Source organism: Methylomicrobium sp. Wu6 (assembly GCF_035916875.1).
Lineage (GTDB): Bacteria > Pseudomonadota > Gammaproteobacteria > Methylococcales > Methylomonadaceae > Methylomicrobium.
Genome location: NZ_JAXUHN010000062.1, coordinates 12,159 through 30,153, shown reverse-complemented (window position 1 = coordinate 30,153; position 17,995 = coordinate 12,159). Strand labels below are relative to the sequence as shown.

Annotated in this window: 13 protein-coding genes; 9 read left to right on the top strand and 4 right to left on the bottom strand. The window is 54.4% G+C overall.

Going from position 1 to position 17,995, the window contains the following annotated elements; genetic code table 11:
* Window positions 1-13 precede the first annotated feature (13 nt).
* Window positions 14-907: a general secretion pathway protein GspB gene (locus U2W12_RS07005; RefSeq protein WP_326499955.1), complete on the bottom strand. Its 894-nt coding sequence runs from the start codon at window positions 905-907 to the stop codon at window positions 14-16.
* 4 nt (window positions 908-911) lie between these two features.
* Entirely contained in the window at window positions 912-2,570 is a 1,659-nt protein-coding gene (locus U2W12_RS07000; protein WP_326499954.1) for an AAA family ATPase, read from the bottom strand.
* A 158-nt stretch (window positions 2,571-2,728) separates the two neighbouring features.
* Between U2W12_RS07000 and U2W12_RS06995 the strand changes: the two genes are divergently transcribed.
* From U2W12_RS06995 to U2W12_RS06965, 7 genes are all read left to right on the top strand, one after another.
* Window positions 2,729-4,009 (top strand): MFS transporter, encoded by a 1,281-nt coding sequence (locus U2W12_RS06995; RefSeq protein WP_326499953.1) that lies wholly within the window; start codon window positions 2,729-2,731, stop codon window positions 4,007-4,009.
* Window positions 4,010-4,328: 319 nt separating this feature from the next.
* The gene (locus U2W12_RS06990; protein ID WP_326499952.1) at window positions 4,329-4,979 is read left to right on the top strand and encodes a bifunctional 4-hydroxy-2-oxoglutarate aldolase/2-dehydro-3-deoxy-phosphogluconate aldolase; all 651 of its coding nucleotides are present in this window, start codon (window positions 4,329-4,331) and stop codon (window positions 4,977-4,979) included.
* Window positions 4,980-5,038: 59 nt separating this feature from the next.
* Entirely contained in the window at window positions 5,039-6,343 is a 1,305-nt protein-coding gene (gene gltA / locus U2W12_RS06985; protein WP_326499951.1) for a citrate synthase, read from the top strand.
* Between the two features lie 68 nt (window positions 6,344-6,411).
* Window positions 6,412-6,750, top strand: a complete 339-nt coding sequence (locus U2W12_RS06980; protein ID WP_326499950.1) for a SemiSWEET transporter — start codon at window positions 6,412-6,414, stop codon at window positions 6,748-6,750.
* Between the two features lie 146 nt (window positions 6,751-6,896).
* Complete coding sequence (locus U2W12_RS06975) at window positions 6,897-8,180, top strand: hypothetical protein (protein ID WP_326499949.1); 1,284 nt, start codon at window positions 6,897-6,899, stop codon at window positions 8,178-8,180.
* Entirely contained in the window at window positions 8,170-9,432 is a 1,263-nt protein-coding gene (locus U2W12_RS06970; RefSeq protein ID WP_326499948.1) for a hypothetical protein, read from the top strand. The genes U2W12_RS06975 and U2W12_RS06970 overlap by 11 nt, the downstream gene beginning before the upstream one ends.
* 512 nt (window positions 9,433-9,944) lie before the next feature.
* Complete coding sequence (locus U2W12_RS06965) at window positions 9,945-11,576, top strand: porin (protein ID WP_326499947.1); 1,632 nt, start codon at window positions 9,945-9,947, stop codon at window positions 11,574-11,576.
* A gap of 149 nt (window positions 11,577-11,725) precedes the next feature.
* Here the strand turns inward: U2W12_RS06965 and U2W12_RS06960 are convergent, their stop codons facing one another.
* The gene (locus tag U2W12_RS06960) at window positions 11,726-12,016 is read right to left on the bottom strand and encodes a hypothetical protein (RefSeq protein ID WP_326499946.1); all 291 of its coding nucleotides are present in this window, start codon (window positions 12,014-12,016) and stop codon (window positions 11,726-11,728) included.
* Between the two features lie 99 nt (window positions 12,017-12,115).
* Window positions 12,116-12,862, bottom strand: coding sequence for a 20S proteasome subunit A/B (locus tag U2W12_RS06955; RefSeq protein WP_326499945.1), 747 nt, complete (start codon window positions 12,860-12,862; stop codon window positions 12,116-12,118).
* A 249-nt stretch (window positions 12,863-13,111) separates the two neighbouring features.
* Here U2W12_RS06955 and U2W12_RS06950 point away from each other — a divergent pair, with 249 nt between their 5' ends.
* Window positions 13,112-16,414, top strand: a complete 3,303-nt coding sequence (locus U2W12_RS06950) for a transglutaminase family protein (protein WP_326499944.1) — start codon at window positions 13,112-13,114, stop codon at window positions 16,412-16,414.
* A 118-nt stretch (window positions 16,415-16,532) separates the two neighbouring features.
* The gene (locus U2W12_RS06945; protein WP_326499943.1) at window positions 16,533-17,993 is read left to right on the top strand and encodes a circularly permuted type 2 ATP-grasp protein; all 1,461 of its coding nucleotides are present in this window, start codon (window positions 16,533-16,535) and stop codon (window positions 17,991-17,993) included.
* The last annotated feature ends 2 nt before the right edge of the window (window positions 17,994-17,995 follow it).

Below are 17,995 nucleotides of genomic sequence, written 5' to 3'. Positions count from 1 at the left end.
GCTATTTGCGTTTTCAGGGCCGCTCGATGCGAAATACTCTGCCTCCGTAACTCGCGACCACGCCGTCGGCGCGAATTTCCTTGATTTCAACCGAATCTTTGGTCATTTGGCCGGCCTTGTATTTGATCATGTTCAACACGACGAAGCGATCCTCGGGTTTGGCGTCGTACATAAAAACATTGATCGTCATCTTCGGCACGGAACTGCGGAAATCATAGGGCAGATCCTTGAATAAAGGGATTTCCTGCTTGGCTGCGGACGCGGCTTCTGTCTTTGTTTCCGGTACGACCCCTTGCTCTTCCTCAAGGCTGTACTCGTATTCCGGCGCAAGCTGACGCTGGGCGCTCCTGGCCTGGATACCACGCCTTGATTGTTCCCTTCCGCTGCTTGCGGCAGCGGGACGCGCGGAAATATTTTGTCCACTACGATCGGATGGCGCCTTTTTATCTTCCTGCACCGGCTTTGCCGTTTTCTGTTCCTCAGCCTGTTTTACCGCAGCCAATTCTTCGATCGAAGGCGTTTTTGCGCTTGGCGTAGCCGCCGGCCTACCCATATTACCCACCGGCGTTACCGCATCTACAGGCATTTGCTTTGCGTTCCCTTCGGAATCAGCCGCCTCATCGGCCGGTTCAACGGCAATCGGCGGCGCCGGCTTTTTTTGTACAGCTTTTTTCTGCATCGGCTGCGCAACGGCCTGCGGTTTGACCAGCGCTTCATCGGTATTCTTCAGGTACCAGACCAGCAAAGAAACGGCCAGCATATTGACGGCCAGCAGCCCGCCAATCAGCAACGCGGTTTTCCGGCGTTTTTGCGGCGGCGGCATCAGCACTTGTTCGGTGATGGTTTCCGGCTGATTGGCTTGCCGCTCCTGCTCCGATTTGCGTAAAGCATTGAGAATATAAGACATGGTGTTAATCGGTTATATTGAGAAGAGGCTTGTTCGAAGCCTCGGTCAAATTATCGAGATAAAACAAGGTTTGGGCACCCACCGCGCCGTCTTCGGTCAAATGGTGCTGATGTTGGAATTTGATCACGCGCGCCTTCAAATCCTGATCGAATTTTTGCGGCTCGGGCACCGGCGGATTCAATCCGTCAAAAACCGCCAGCTGCTGCCGAAGCCATACGATTCTATCTGACAACTGACCGGGAAAAATCGTTCGCGTGTCCGCCATCGGCGGCTCCCATAATAATAAATAATAGCCGTTCCAATAATTCAGCAGTTCGGCCAGGGAAAAATCATGCTGATCGCTCGCGATCAACATCGGCTTGTCCTTCTTGATCCCTGCCAGCAGCGCGTAACGTTTTTCCTCGTTAGGCAACACAAATTCCAGAATAGCCGGTCGGTTCATCTCCAACAATTCTTTCCAACTGGCCTTGCCGAGTTGGCATAAAACTCCGACGGTCTTGACCGTTTCACAATCGACGGTTCCTACCGGCGGGATTGCTTTTCCAAGAGCTTTCAACGCATTCGCAAAGGCCAATTGCAGCGTAAACCGCGGATCGGCCACCCATTCGGCAAATTGAACCGGCTTGGGAGGCAACGGTTCGATCTTCGGAGGAGGTGAGGGCGGGGGCACGGCCGATACGGTTTCGGTGACGGCCGGCTCGGGCTTTTGCGTAGCAGTTTCCAGCTGACGATGATCAAAAAACCGGTCCTTGATCGCCGCGAAACGGTCAGGGTAGTAGTAATAACCGCCAATCGCGATGCCGCAGAGCAGCAGCAAGCCCAACGCAACGCCCATTCTCGGCAGTTTGTTCTCGAGTGGCGCAAGTGTTTCCTTCGCGGCGTTTTTGACCATGCCGGACGTCACATGCAGGGCGTTGCCGGCATAAGCGCCAAGCAGGGCGCGGTCGCACAGTATGTTGATGATTCTGGGAATGCCGCCCGACAATTTATATATTTTGCGGACCGCACGGCCCTTGAAGAGTTCGGGATCGCCGCCGCAAACGCGCAGTCGGTGCCGGATATAGGCGCGAGTTTCGCCAAAGGACAACGGTAGTAAATGATAGCGTGCAGTAATCCGTTGATTGAGCTGTCTGAGATCCTGGCGCCGCAGCATCTGCTTCAATTCGGGCTGGCCGACCAGGATGATTTGCAGCAATTTGGTCTTACTGGTCTCCAGATTGGTCAGTAAGCGAATCTGCTCGAGCACTTCCATGCTCAGATTTTGCGCTTCGTCGAGCAGCAACACGGTACGCCGGCCGGCGGCGTGCTTGGCAAGCAAGTAATGGTTCAACGCATCGACCAACTGTTTCAGCGTCTGCTGTTGTTTGTCATAAGCGATCCCCAACTCGTCACAGATAGTCGCCAGCAATTCTATCGCATTCAGTTTTGGATTCAGGATCAGCGCGATATCGATATTGTCCGGCAATTCGCGCAGCAAACAGTGGCATAACGTCGTCTTGCCGGTGCCGACTTCGCCGGTCAAGGCGACAAAACCGCCGCCGACGGTAATGCCGTAGAGTAGATGCGCCAGGCCTTCCTGGTGGCGGCGGCTCATATAAATGAAATGCGGATCGGGGGCTATCGAAAACGGTAATTCCGTCAAATGAAAATACTGTTTGTACATAGCAGCGGTTCGGCAGGAAATAAGATATGAATCTTAAGATTTTACTCTATACGCGGCAAAAGGCGTAAAAATCGGCCTCACGATTCGGCGGTGCCGCACGCTTTTTACGTTTATAATCTCCGAGCCTCCGGCCTCAGCATCCCCACTCCCTTCTTATCATGCCAATCAACGAATATCAGCTGTACCGCAAATTGGCCTGGCGTCTTTTGCCGCCGCTCTACATCATTTATATTCTGGCCTATCTCGACCGCATGTGTGTGGGTTTCGCGCAATTACAGATGAAGGATGCGTTGCAGTTTAGCGATACCACTTACGGCTTCGGCGCGGGCATCTTTTTTGTCGGTTACATGATGTTCGAAATTCCGAGCAATCTGATCCTCGAAAAAGTCGGCGCGAGACTTTGGCTGACCCGGATCATGATAACCTGGGGACTGATTTGCTGTGCAATGATTTTCATCGAAACGCCGCAGGGTTTTTATACGCTGCGCTTTCTGCTCGGCCTCGCCGAAGCGGGGTCGTTTCCGGGCATCATTTTGTATTTCAGCTACTGGTTTCCGGCGCCGGTCAGGGCCAAATACGGCGCGTTGTTGATCACCGCAACCGCTGCCAGCGGCGTGCTCGGCGCGCCGCTGGCCGGGCTCTTGCTCAGCATGGACGGCTTTTTCGGCCTACAAGGCTGGCAATGGCTGTTTCTAGCCGAAGGCGCGCCCTCGGTGCTGTTCGGCTTCATGCTGTATTTCTGGCTGACCGACCGCCCCGCCAAGGCAAGCTGGCTGAATCCGGAAGAAAAAGCCTGGCTCGAACGAACGCTGGCCGCTGAACAACGGACGGATTCGCACCATCATGCCGCCGACCTCGGACAGGCGCTCCGCCACCCGCAAGTCTGGCTGTTGGCGCTGGTCTATTTTGCGGTGATCATCAATTATTACAGCATCAGCCTCTGGCTGCCGCAACTTATCAAAACCTGGGCCGGACTCGACAACGTGCGCACCGCGCTGTTGACCGGCCTGCCTTATCTCGCGACCGTAATCGTAATGGTGATCGTCGGCGCACATTCGGACAAGACCCGCGAACGGCGCTGGCACATCGTGGTTTGCGCCTGGGTGGCGGCGGGCGCATTAGCCCTGAGCCCCTATCTCGAATCGCCGGTTTGGGCGATAGCCGCAATCACGGTCGCGGCAGCCGGCATCTGGAGCATCCTGGCGCCGTTCTGGACACTGCCGCATACGCTGTTAAAAGATGGCCCGGCCAAGGCATCGGGCCTGGCGTTGATCAACTCGGTCGGCAATCTGGGCGGTTTTGCAGGACCCTATATCGTAGCCTGGCTGAAGACTGCGACCGGCGATTTCAAGCTGGGGCTGCCGCTGCTGGCGGCAACGATGGCGTTGGGAGTATTGCTGGTTTTCGTTGCCGCAAAAACGGAAACTGAAAAGCCATAGGATGAATTAAAAGTAAGCGCTACAAAAAAACCGCTGCCTGTTCCAATCTACTAGCCAATCGACACTATATCCTTGAATTCTTGGACATGTCGTTCCTTTTTGACATTTGCCCAACGCTCGATACAATGTAATAGACATTAAATTCATTATTTTGGTAGAGTAGCCCCAGACTTTCTTGTACCGAGCCCTTCTCTGCCAAGGCAAGAAATGACCGCTTTTCTCGCCGAAAACCAATAGCCCGGACCTTTGCGCCGGACGTTCTGTAAACACTTTATGTCATGGAAGACCGACATTATCCACCCAATTTCATACGAAACACATGGCAAATCAGCATTGGAAAATTCAGCCTAACGAGATATTAAGAGCCGGTCCCGTCATGCCGGTCATGGTCATCAAAAATCTTGAAGACGCCGTACCTTTGGCGAAAGCACTGGTCGCGGGCGGCATTCGCGTGCTGGAAATTACCTTGCGCACACCGGTCGCACTCGAGGCGATCAATAGGATCAGCCGGGAAGTCGAAGGCGCAATCGTCGGCGCGGGCACGATTGCGAACCCCGCGCAATTACAAGCCGCAGCGGATGCCGGTGCGGTATTCGCGATCAGCCCCGGCATCACCGCCTCATTACTGAACGCGGCGGTGAACGGCAATATCGCGTTGATACCCGGCATTGCGACCCTGTCCGAACTGATGCTCGGCATGGAATACGGCCTGGATCACTTCAAGTTTTTCCCGGCCGAAGCCGCAGGCGGCATTCCCATGCTTAAATCGATCGCCGGCCCTTTCCCGCAAGCGACCTTTTGCCCGACCGGCGGCATCTCGCCCGATAATTATCAGGCTTATCTCAAATTACCCAATGTCGCCTGCGTCGGCGGTTCATGGCTGGCTCCCCAGGACGCGCTGAATGCGAAAGACTGGTCTAAAGTCACCGAACTGGCAAAACAGGCGATTGTTAACGCCAATCCCGATTAATTGATTCCGAAATCGACACTAATTACGCCGCAGCGGCGTCCCAACCGAGATTGACTATCATGAGCAAGCCCAGCGCTATCGTCCTATCCACTCCCGAATCCGAGCTACTGTGTACATTGCCCGTGTTGTCCGGCACCATAGGTCCCGACGTGCTGGATGTCCAGTCCCTGTACAAGCAAACAGGAATGTTCACCTACGACCCCGGATTTACCTCGACCGGCAGTTGCCGTTCGTCGATTACTTACATCGACGGCGAAGCGGGCATATTGCTGTACCGCGGCTATCCGATCGAGCAACTTGCCGCGCAATGCACCTTTCTGGAAGTTTGCTATCTGTTGCTGGAAGGCGAACTGCCGACCTACGATCAATTGCAGCAGTTTGAGCACAATATTACGATGCACACGATGGTGCATGACCAGTTGACCAACTTTTTCAAGGGCTTTCGCCGCGATGCGCACCCGATGGCGATCATGGTCGGCGTCGTCGGCGCGCTGTCCGCGTTTTATCACGACGCGCTGGATATCCGCTCGAAAAGCGATAGGGAAATGTGCGCGATTAGGCTGATGGCGAAGGTGCCGACGATCGTTGCGATGTGCCATAAATACAGCACCGGCTCACCGTTTTTGTATCCGCAAAACAAACTGAGCTATGTCGAAAACTTCATGCGCATGATGCTGGCGACGCCGTGCGATGAATTCGTGCCGAATCCTGTGCTGGTCAAGGCGCTCGATCGTATTCTGATTCTGCACGCCGATCACGAACAAAACGCCTCAACTTCGACCGTGCGTCTGGCCGGCTCCAGCGGCGCGAATCCGTTCGCCTGCATCACTGCCGGCATCGCCTGTCTTTGGGGCGCGGCGCACGGCGGCGCGAACGAAGCGGTTCTAAACATGCTGGAAGAGATCGGCGATGTTTCCCGAATAGGCATTTACATCAATAAAGCCAAGGACAAAAGCGATCCATTCCGGCTGATGGGCTTTGGCCACCGCGTCTACAAAAACCACGATCCGCGCGCCAAACTGATGCGCGAGACCTGCCATGAGGTCCTGAATGAACTGGGACTGCATGACGACAAATTGTTCAAGCTGGCGCTCGAACTCGAACGTATCGCGCTCGAAGACGAGTATTTCATCCAGAAAAAACTGTATCCGAACGTCGATTTTTATTCCGGTATCGTGCTGCATGCGCTCGGCATCCCGAGCAGAATGTTTACCGCGATCTTTGCAATGGGCCGGACGGTCGGCTGGATTTCGCATTGGGATGAAATGATCGCCGATCCCGAGCAAAAAATCGGCCGGCCAAGACAGCTCTACACCGGCGCCACCCGCCGCGATTTGCCGGCGCGGCATGGCAGGGCGGTTTAGCATCATTGCAGAGCTGCCAGGTTTTATAAACCAGGCAGCTCTTCGCGAAAGCAGAGGATCACCCCGGCATGCCCGCCCTGTCTGATTTAATCGGCTATGCCGCCGCGCTATTGACTACCGCCTCGTTTCTGCCGCAGGCTATCCTGACGATCCGGACCCGCGATACCGACTCGCTCTCGTTATCGATGTACGGCATCTTTACGCTCGGCGTATTGCTCTGGCTGATCTATGGCATTTTTCTACACAACGCGGCGATCATCGCGGCGAATGCAGTTACCCTGGGGCTGTCAGCCTCGATACTCTATGTCAAAATTTATAATACACTGAGCCCCCGAAAATACCCCGACAAGCCGAAGAACGGTAAAAAACCATGCGGCAAGGCCGCAGCGATAAGCCGCAAAAAGTGAGTTTTTTCGCCCGGCCGATTGGCGTCCGCCCTACGCAGCCAATTGCATTTTCCTTATAAATCAAATAGACTGCGTTTCATTTCAAACATCGGCGCCTTCTCAATTCCCAGGGTTTCCTCGCGCGACTCATCCCCAATCTGGCAACAATGGACATCAATAGACTAAGTAAAAAACACGACTCCGGCGGGATCGGCGGCATCATCAACAGCATACAAACGTTGTTTATTGCCGGCCTTAGGGTATGGACCATTCCGATTGTGCTGATGCTGAGTATGGCGACAGGTTTTACCACCTTTTACGGCTTGTCACATTTCATCGTATCCTGGATTGCGCTGATTATCACGATCGCAATACAGTCGATCATCGTGATCAGCTCGCTTGAAATCGCCGGCATCCACTGGAAAGCCAACAGATTGCGTTTTTTCTGCGTGCTGGTGTCGTTGCTGGTGGCGGTATCGGCCTCCGTCACCTTCTCTTATTTCAAGTTCTATGAAATTTCCCAGAAAGATACGATACAAATCGGCCGATTGAACAAAATCCGCTCCGATGTGAACACCTATCTTAAAAGCATCGCCGATACCAAAACACGGATACTGAAACAACAGCAGGAAGAGCTCGACAAGGCCTCGTCGAATGTGACCCAGGCCTATTTCGGCACGCATCCGGATGCGCCCCAAACGCAAAAAAACATGGTCGGCCAGGGACCGTTTTTCCGCTATCAGCGCGAAGTTTTCGAGACCAAGAAAAAGGAGGCCGCCCAGGTCGTGCAAAGCTTCGAGAAATTGAACCAGGATATCCGCGTGCTGCAAAACAGCCTGACGGCATGGAACATCAAAGCGCCCGACGCGGAAAACAGTTATCGGCAAATCGTTTCCAGCCTGCAGGAAGTCTCGCTCAAATTCAACCAGATGGCGACCAGTAGCGGCGTGATTGCGCCGGAAATGCCGATCCTGATGACTTACTCGGAAGTAGTGCAGGGCATCACGCCGTCCTTTGCGATGTGGAAGGATTTTTCGCTGTTTGCCTTCCTCTGCGCGTCGATGGCCGATTTTTTTACCGTGTTTTTATCCTACCGCCTGGAGTTTACCGCGCCCGGACCCTTGAGCGAGCGGGAGCAGGAACTGGTGTTCGAATGCCTGCGCCAGTTTACCGAGTTTAGAATCAACGAAAACGACGAACTCGAAATGGTGATCGAAAAGTCCGAAATCGAAAAAGCCCGGCGCTATTCCGACTGGTCGCGGATGTTCGCGGTTGGCTATTTATTGAGCCGCGGCTTCTTGCGCAAGATCGATTCCAAATCGGTCGAATTTGCGCCGAATCTCTATCCCCTGATCGCCGAACGGATGAGCGCGCAACTCCGCAACCTCAAGTCCGAGCAAGCCTTGCTGACCTCCAGCCCGATCCCAGCGGAGGTATCCAATGACGAATAAGCAAGCCCTGCTGGACGCCTGGCTGGCCGGTATCAAGCCCCAAGCCATCCCTGACAATACTGAATTCGAAGAAGTCTGGGACCCCGGCTTTGACGGCGAAAGCCGCGTCGTTATGTCCAAACTCGGACCGTATTACAAGCTGTTCGAATATCCGGCGAAATTTTTCCCACGCTTTTATCATCAGGTCTATCCGCTGCCGGTTGCCGAATGGCCGCTCAATATCTCCACCACGCTTTACGGTGGGCTTTGTACGATAGCCGCCCAATTGACGATCCATTTTCAAGCGACATTCAAATATGCCGAACGCAACCTGGACGCCCTAGCCAACATGAACGCGCATATCAAAACCGGATATGAAAGCTTGATCAAGACGATCGTTGACGCCGAACTCAGAAACCTGCGCAACGGCAACTGGATAGAATCCGGTCTATCCGCAACCGAAAAACAGATCGAGAAATCGATCAATGAAGCGCTGACCGTCAAATACATCAAATGCCGCGCGATTTGCTCGCTGACCCCGGCCTTTGCCGATCTCGAAGACAGCCCGGGGCTCGACGGGCGCTTCACCCAGGAAGACGTTTATCTGGGCATCCTGCAAAAGAATTTCGAATTTCGCGAAAAACAAGCGCGCGAACGGGTCCGCCAGGAACAATTGCTCGAAAAGGAGCGCCTCGAGCATCTGCATCAACTGAATGCCTTACAGCAGCAAAAATTGGTCCTCGAAAGCGAAAACCAGCGTCAACTGCTGGAAACGCAAGAAAAACAGAATGCCGATCAGTTTACAATCGAGGCCAAGCTGCACGAGGAAAAGGTCAACCACGAAAAACATCTGCAAAGCATCGAGGATGCGGCCGAGTTGAAGTATCGACTCGAACAACAAGTTCGCCAACATGAACTCGAACTGCAATTACACGCCAAAAAGCTCGAACACGAAGCGATTCTTAAAGAAAAAGAACAGCAGGCAGAATTCAAAGCGCAGGAAGTGTTGCAGCAGGAGCAGCAAAAATACGAGGAACAGCTCGAAGCCGAACGCATCGAACATCAGACACGCCTGAAGGAAATGCAACTCCAGGCCGAAATCAAGGAACTGGAACTGCGCGTAGAAGTCACCAAAAACAAGGACGCCTATCTGCACCGCCAGATCGAATGGCTCGTCTTGGATAAACAGCGCGCGGAATTGTCGAGAGCGATCAAGGAGGCTGAGCACGACATCGACACGGCCAATCGTTTATCGCACACACCGCCGCAATAATCTTACTGCTTCCGTTCAAAACCGGTTAAGTAACACTGTAGCCCTCCCTCAGGGAGGGCCGGGGCCTGCATCAGGCCAGGCCAACAACCGCTCGATCACGCCTGCCACGACCGGGCGTTCGCCTACCGAAATTCGCATCAAAAAATGACTGAGCCATTCTCCGCCCCTGATTATTAATCAGCTTTATGTCCCGCAGCGGCGTCTGTTATGTGTTGTTTTCGAGTCCGCAAATTGTTGCGTCCATGCACCTAAAAAGCATGGAAGACTCTCTGGCGTTTTAATTATGTATTTTCAATGGCTTTTATCTAACTAGCTTCTTAGATTAGTTGCTATATCTCCACACACCCGCCCTTCCGGGCTAATTTCCCGGCCGTTTTAAAGGTTTTTGTTGTAAATTTGCAGCGGTGCGGAAAAGCTGTTGCTCTGTCATCATTTCGTAACATTTCTGTCATTTTACTGTCACTTGAGTTCCTTATTCTTGCCGCAGTCTTAATCATCACTGCGAGCAATACATGAATTTTTCAAAACTGACCCTGGCCGTGGCGACTGTCCTAGGCGTTGGAGCGTCTTCATCTGCGTTTGCGATCGATCTTTATGTCGATGTCAAAACCAAACAGATTTTTGCAGAACCTGGCCCGCACAGGGAGAAAATGGGCTCTTTTGAAAGAGTGGAAGATACGCCTAAAAAAACGGCCCAGGAAGCTAATAATGCCGCCGAGATCGCTGCGATTCGGGAAGAAATGGCCTTAAAAGAAAATCAAATCAAGGCTCTTGAAGAGCATGCCCAAGAAGCTACAGCCCCTGACTCGGTTAAAGTCAAACTCGACGACGGGATACATTTTGCAACCAGAGATGGCAATTTTACAGCAGGAATTAACGGACGGATGCAGGTGGATTCGCAGGAAAATGTTAACCAGCAGTTGCCTGTAGAATTTATAACCCCCACAGGCGTGCCTTCAGAATTAAACAATGGCACAACGCTTCGTCGGGCACGTCTGGGTGTGGAAGGGACTTTTTTCAAAAATACCGACTATAAATTTGAATACGATTTTACGCGGGGCAATGGCTTGAATGCAGGCGGTATAACCGACGCTTTCATTCGTTATAATTTTTCCAAACCCTTTTCAGTCAAAGTGGGTTCCTTTAAAGAACCATTCAGCATGGAAGAAGCAACCAGCAACCGCTACATTACGTTCATTGAGCGTAACATGGCGACCAACACCTTCGTAGACAACCTCAATACATATAAAGTGGGTTTTGGCGCCAATTACGCGGCTGATCGTTGGCAGGCAGCTACATCGCTACAAACCGAAGGTGTCGGCGGTTACAACGCCTATGGCAATAACTCACTGACTGGCAGTACCGGCAGTGCGATTAATCCTAACGGCGGTGTCAACCGCAATGGCGGCGGCGGCGATACCAGTTGGGAAGTTAACGCCCGGGTGACCGGTTTGCCGTGGATGGAAAGCAAAACCAAATTCTTACATGTGGGTGCGTCGGGGTCGTACATTAGCTTAAACGATAATTACCTGGGTAATGGTAATTTTAGTAACGGCGGTATCATTTTCGCAAACGGTATAGGCGCCAACGTAGACCGTACCTCTATATTAAATACGGGTAATTTGACCTCCGGCAACAAAAATTCAGCAACTGCGATTCAAGCTGATCACCTGACTCGCTTCGGCGCGGAAACGGCCCTGGTTTATGGGCCATTCTCAGCCCAAGGCGAATATATACAAACCGATGTTTCAGGTAAAGGTTATAACCAAAATGAATCCATGAACGGTTACTATGGCTATATGACCTACTTTTTAACCGGTGAATCTCGCAACTATAAAGCTAAAACCGGTGCCTGGGATCGTTTAAAACCCACTCACAACTTTGATATGCATGGCGGCTGGGGTGCGTGGGAACTTGCCGCCGGGTACGATTACATGAACTTGGATACTGGCGTAATTCATGGCGGTCGAGCGTCTACAGCCAAGTTTGGTATTAACTGGTACCCTAATTCGCATATGCGTGTGATGGCTAACTACATTCACGCCTTGGATATTAATACAGGTAACGCCCCTACAACCACAGGACGAGCATTTAATAATGCCGATCTGGATATTCTTGAAACACGTGTTCAGGTCGACTGGTAACGGTTGAAGAGGCTCAAACTAGCCAAAGCCGCACTGGTATCCAGTGCGGCTTTTTTAATGGAGAGGCTTCAGAGGCTGATTATTTACAATTGATAATCCAACCGTCTTTTCCAGCCCAACCTGCGCTCAAGAATTACAATCGAACCGTTTCAATCAACCCGGCCAAACCGCGACTCAACCGGACGAAAACACATGTCCTCGAGGCCACCAGCCGCTTCGTCCTGCAAGCGGGAAGCATAGGAATAACATGTGTCGGAATCTTTCGAGTCGAACAAGTTTAAAACCTGTAGTTGGAAGCGGGATCTTTTCTGACGTCGATAACCCATCGTCCAGTTGACCAGCGAAGCGTCTCGCGATTTGAAACCGGGTTCGGTCTGCGGAATGTCGCGAGATGCCGAAAAACAGCTTTGTAAATAAACCGTTGCCCAGTTGATGGTCACGCCCGCCCTCATCACGCGGTCGGCCGAACTCGACTCGTGCCGCGCGATTACGGGTAAGCCATCAAGCCGCCGGCGCTCGACGAGATGAAAGCCCGGTGATTAAACTGGCTCCGGCGTTTCCCAGTCGAATGTAGGAAGACTGTGCAGGGTGTCGCAAAGACCTTCGTTCCAGCGTCGCTGTAATTGCGTCAGGTAGGGATCATTCGCAGCCAGTTTCATATGATGGCTGATCTTCATGTCGTTCCGCCGGTAGATTGCGACTTCGAACGGCGGACCGACCGCGGCATTCGAGCGTGACGTTGCGTCCAGGGAAACCAGCAACAGACGCGCGCCTTCCTCCAGGCCGGTCAATGCGCCGACCGCCCGGTCAAGAACCGGTTTGCCGTATTTATTTTCACCAATCTGTAGATAAGGTGTTTCGCGGGTCGCTTCGAAATAATTGCCTTGTGGGTAAATCAGAAACAAGCCCGGATTATGCCCATGGATTTGGCCTCCGAGAATCAATGTGGTTTCGACGCTAACACCGGACGACAGCAGGGCGGGACCATGCTGCTGCTGAGTTTCCTGGCTGATTTTGCCGATATAGTCGGCGGCTTCAAACAAATAGCGAGCGGTCAACAGACTGCCTCTTTCCGAAGGGTATTCCATATCGCGTACGATCCGGTTCAAAACGCCCTGCGTGGTCGCCAGATTGCCCGCCGACAACAGCACGAAGAAGCGGTCCGGCGCCGGCGTAAAGATATGCAGTTTACTGAACGAGGTCACATAATCGACGCCGGCGTTCGTGCGCGAATCGGACGCGAACACCAAACCGTCGTTAAGCAACAAACCCACACAATACGTCATTGCAACCACCCTGGAATATCTTGAAAATCAAACATCATCATTTTAGAAGATGCCGTAATTTAAAGCGACTTTTTTCCTGTCACCATGATGTCTTCCAATTGAGGTAGGCTGATTATTTTATACCGGCGCGCGAGCTGCCTAAAGCTGGTGCAATTATTGCTTGGTAATTTTCCATAACGGTAAGCAGAGCGTGGATGCCAAGTTTGACTCTTGCCGATTTTTCAACACACCTTCCTACCGAGCACGCCCATGTCTCTAGTCGTTGCGATCCATCATCTCACCGTTTACGAATACGACCGCCCGGTGACGCTGTCGCCGCATCTGGTCCGCTTGCGCCCCGCGCCGCATACGCGCACCCCGGTGCATCATTATTCGCTGAAGGTCGAGCCGGGCAAGCATTTCGTAAACTGGCAGCAAGACCCTTTCGGCAATTATGTCGCCCGCTATGTATTTCCCGAAACTACACAAAAACTGTCGGTCGAGGTCGATCTGGTCGCCGAACTGGTCACCATCAACCCGTTCGATTTTTTCATCGAGGAATATGCCGACAGCTTTCCGTTTAAGTACGAAACCCAGTTGGCCAAGGAGCTGGCACCCTATTTCGAAATCAAGGAATCGGGGCCGCTGTTGCAAAAATGGCTGCAAGCCGTACCCAAACGGCCGGACAATACTGTCAATTTCCTCGTCGCGTTGAATAGCAGGCTGCAAAAGGATATCGGCTATACGCTGCGCTTGGAGCCCGGCATCCAGTCCTGCGAGGAAACGCTCAAAGTCGGCATCGGCTCCTGCCGCGACAGCGCCTGGCTGTTGGTGCAGATCATGCGCCATCTGGGGTTGGCCGCGCGCTTCGTGTCGGGCTATCTGGTGCAGTTGACCGCCGATCAGAAGAGCTTGGACGGACCTTCCGGGCCGGAACAGGATTTTACCGACCTGCATGCCTGGACCGAAGTGTATCTGCCCGGCGCGGGCTGGGTCGGCGTCGATCCGACGTCCGGCCTGCTCGCCGGCGAAGGCCATATCCCGTTGTCCTGCACGCCCGATCCGGTCAGCGCGGCGCCGATTACCGGCGCGGTCGACAAATGCGAAGTGACTTTTCATTTTGAAAACAAGGTGACCCGCACTCATGAAGATCCGCGCGTCACCAAGCCCTACAGCACTGAACAATGGGCAAAGATTCAGCAGTTGGGCGGCGAAGTCGATGCGCTGTTAAAGCGGAATGATGTACGGTTAACGCAGGGCGGGGAGCCGACTTTCGTCTCGATCGACGACATGGATTCGCCGCAATGGAACACCGAGGCGCTCGGTGAACATAAGCGCGAACGCGCCGAGGACTTGCTGCGCCGCCTCTATCATCGCTGGGCAGAGGGCGGCGTGATGCACCACGGCCAAGGCAAATGGTATCCCGGCGAGCAACTGCCGCGCTGGGCGCTGGGGGTGTTCTGGCGCGCCGACGGCACGCCGGTCTGGCGTAATCCGGCCTTGCTCGCGTCCTACCAGGATCGCATCCAGTCGCAAACCAATTTGTCCGGACGCTTCATCAGCCGCCTTGCAGGCTGTCTGGGAGTGCCGAGCGATCATGCGATGCCCGGTTTCGAAGACGGCATCTATTATCTCTGGAAGGAAGGCAACCTGCCGGCGAATGTCGATGTGTTCGATTCGAAACTGCGCGATCCGATTGAGCGCGCGCGCCTGCGCAAGTTATTCGAGCAGGGGCTGGATCATGTCGTCGGCCACGTGCTGCCGATCGCCTGGGATTACCAAAGGCACGGCTGGCATTCGTCGCGCTGGAAATTCCGCCGCGAGCACATGTTTCTGCTGCCCGGCGATTCGCCGATGGGTTACCGGCTGCCGCTGGACAGTCTGTTATGGGAGCCAGATGCCTTGCGCCAACAATTGATTCCGCTCGATCCTTTCGCGCCGAAAACGCCATTGCCCTCCGATCACAGTGAATTGCAGCGCCGTTATACGCACCGCATTGGTGCGACCGCACCGCATCCGTACATCAACGAACAAGGCTTTGCCGACGCAAGCCGCGAAGATTGGGAGCGTCACCTGATCCGCACCGCTCTCTGCGTCGAAATGCGCGACAACCGGCTGCATGTATTTTTACCGCCGTTGACCGATCTTGCCCATTGGCTGCGCCTGATCGCAGCGGTCGAAAACACTGCCGCCGACCTGAACATTCCCGTTCTGCTGGAAGGCTACGAGCCGCCGCGCGACGAACGCTTGAAGCGTTTCAACATTACCCCGGACCCCGGCGTGATCGAAGTCAATGTGCCGCCCTCGGCCGATTGGGAGGGCTTGTCAGCGCTGACCGAAAGCCTGTACGAAGAAGCCCGTCTCGCGCGTCTAGGCGCCGAAAAATTCATGCTCGACGGCCGCCATACCGGCACCGGCGGCGGCAATCACGTGACCCTGGGCGGCCATACCGCCGCCGATTCGCCGCTATTGCGCCGTCCTCATCTGTTATCCAGTCTGCTGCGATTTTGGCAGCATCATCCCGGCCTGTCGTACCTGTTTTCGGGTCTGTTCGTCGGCCCGACCTCGCAAGCGCCGCGCGTCGACGAGGCCCGCGACGAATCGCTTTACGAACTGTCGATCGCGTTCAAGCAACTCTCACAAAGCGACACGCCGAGCCCTTGGCTGGTCGATCGGGTGCTGCGCAACCTCTTGACCGACATGACAGGGAACACGCACCGCGCCGAATTCTGTATCGACAAACTCTATTCGCCGGACAGTCCGACGGGCCGTCTCGGTCTGGTCGAATTCCGAGCCTTCGAGATGCCTCCGCATCATCAAATGAGCCTGGTACAAATGTTGCTTCTTCGTTCATTAGTTGCACGTTTTTGGGACCATCCCTACGAATTCGAGCCGGTACGCTGGGGCACCGAACTGCACGATCGCTTTTTATTGCCTCATTTTGTCGCAAGCGACTTGAAGGATGTGACCGACACGATGCAGCACTGGGGCTATGCATTGGATAAGGATTGGCTGGCGCCGTTTTTGGAATTTCGTTTTCCGCATTACGGCTCGGTGCAAATAGGCGATGCCGAATTATCCTTACGGCTTGCGATCGAACCCTGGCATGTGCTCGGCGAGGAAGTCAGCGCGCAAGGCACTTCCCGCTTCGTCGATTCGTCGGTCGAACGGCTCGAAATCAAGGCGAGGGGCTTGACCGAAGGCCGCCATGTGGTGACCTGCAACGGCCGCCGGGTACCGCTCCGCCGCACCGAACGTCGCGACGAATGGGTCGCCGGGGTGCGTTACAAAGCATGGCAGCCGTCGTCCGGTTTGCATCCGACGATTCCGAGCCATGCGCCGTTGGTGTTCGATTTGATCGATACCTGGAACCGCATTGCGCTTGGAGGCTGCACCTATCATGTCGCGCATCCGGCGGGCCGCAATTACGAAACGTTTCCGGTCAACGCGAACGAAGCGGAAGCCCGTCGGCTGGCCCGGTTTTGGGCGCATGGACATACGCCGGGACCGATCGCCGCGCCGCGCGAGGAAGTCAATAACGAATGCCCTTATACGCTCGATTTGAGAACGTAAGGCAATTGAGTTAAAGGTGGGTAAACGACTCGTATCCACCACCTTGGAATGAATTTCGCGATGACGGCATTGACGAAAATTACCTAGACACAGGACAGTCAACAGCGAGGAGTGGCACATGAAAAACATCGATTGGAAAACTTACGAAGCCGAAAAGATCTGGGACGAACTGATCGACACAGAGGGCCGACCCCGACCTCATGGCGAACAACTGGCCCGGTTGCTGGCCGGCATGGACGCGGACGACTTGGCGTCGCGGCAAGCCGCCGCCGATCTCGCGATCAAGGAAATGGGCATCACCTTTACCGTTTATTCGGACGAAAAACAGGACGCGATAGACCGCACGTGGCCGTTCGATATCGTGCCGCGCATCATCGTAAAAACCGAATGGGATAGGATTGAAAAAGGACTCAAACAGCGCGTAGTCGCGCTGAACCGCTTCATCGACGACCTCTACCACGACCAGGAAGTCATCAAGGCCGGCATAATACCCAGGGAAATCCTCGCCAGTTCGAGCAACTTCCGCCCGCAGTGCGTCGGCATGTCGCCCCGTTTCGGGGTGTGGGCGCACATTTGCGGCTCCGATTTGGTGCGCGATCGGGACGGCACGGTTTATGTACTCGAAGACAATCTGCGGGTTCCGTCCGGCGTTTCGTACATGCTCGAGAACCGCCTGGTCACCAAACGCGTATTCCCGGAATTGTTCGAAAACTATGCGCCGCTGCCGGTGGATGACTATCCGTCACAGCTATACGACACGCTGGCCGCGCTATCGCCTCGTGACCTCGAATATCCGGAAATGGTCGTACTGACCCCCGGCATCTACAACTCAGCCTATTTCGAACACAGCTACCTCGCCCAGCAGATGGGCTGCGAACTGGTCGAGGGCCGCGACCTCTACGTCGATAACGACGACTGCGTGTACATGCGCACGGTCGGCGGCCCGGCCCGGGTCGATGTGATCTATCGGCGCGTCGATGACCTGTTTCTCGATCCGGAAGCCTTTCACCCCGATTCGATGCTCGGCGTGCCCGGCCTCTTGCGCGCCTGGAAAGCCGGCAAGGTCGCGCTCGCCAATGCGCCCGGCGCGGGCGTGGCCGACGACAAGGTGGTCTATTCGTATGTGCCCGACATCATCGAATTTTATCTCGGCGAAAAACCGATCCTGCCGAATGTGCCGACCTGGCGTTGCATGGAGCCCGAGGCGCTCGCCGATACGCTGGCCAATCTGGAAAACCGGGTCGTCAAGCCCGCCAACGAATCGGGCGGCTACGGCATGCTGGTCGGCAGCGCCTCGACCAAGGAAGAACGCGAGGAGTTCGCCAAGCGCCTGAAAGAAGACCCGCGCAACTACATCGCACAACCGGTGCTCGGACTTTCGACCGTGCCGACCATCATCGAAAAGCACATGGAGCCGCGCCATGTCGATCTGCGCCCGTTCATTTTGAGCGCGGAACAACAGCAAGTCACAATGGGCGGCCTAACTCGGGTGGCGCTTAGAAAGGGGTCGCTGGTCGTCAACTCGTCGCAAGGCGGCGGCAGCAAGGATACCTGGATCGTACCAATCGGTAAGGAGTGAAA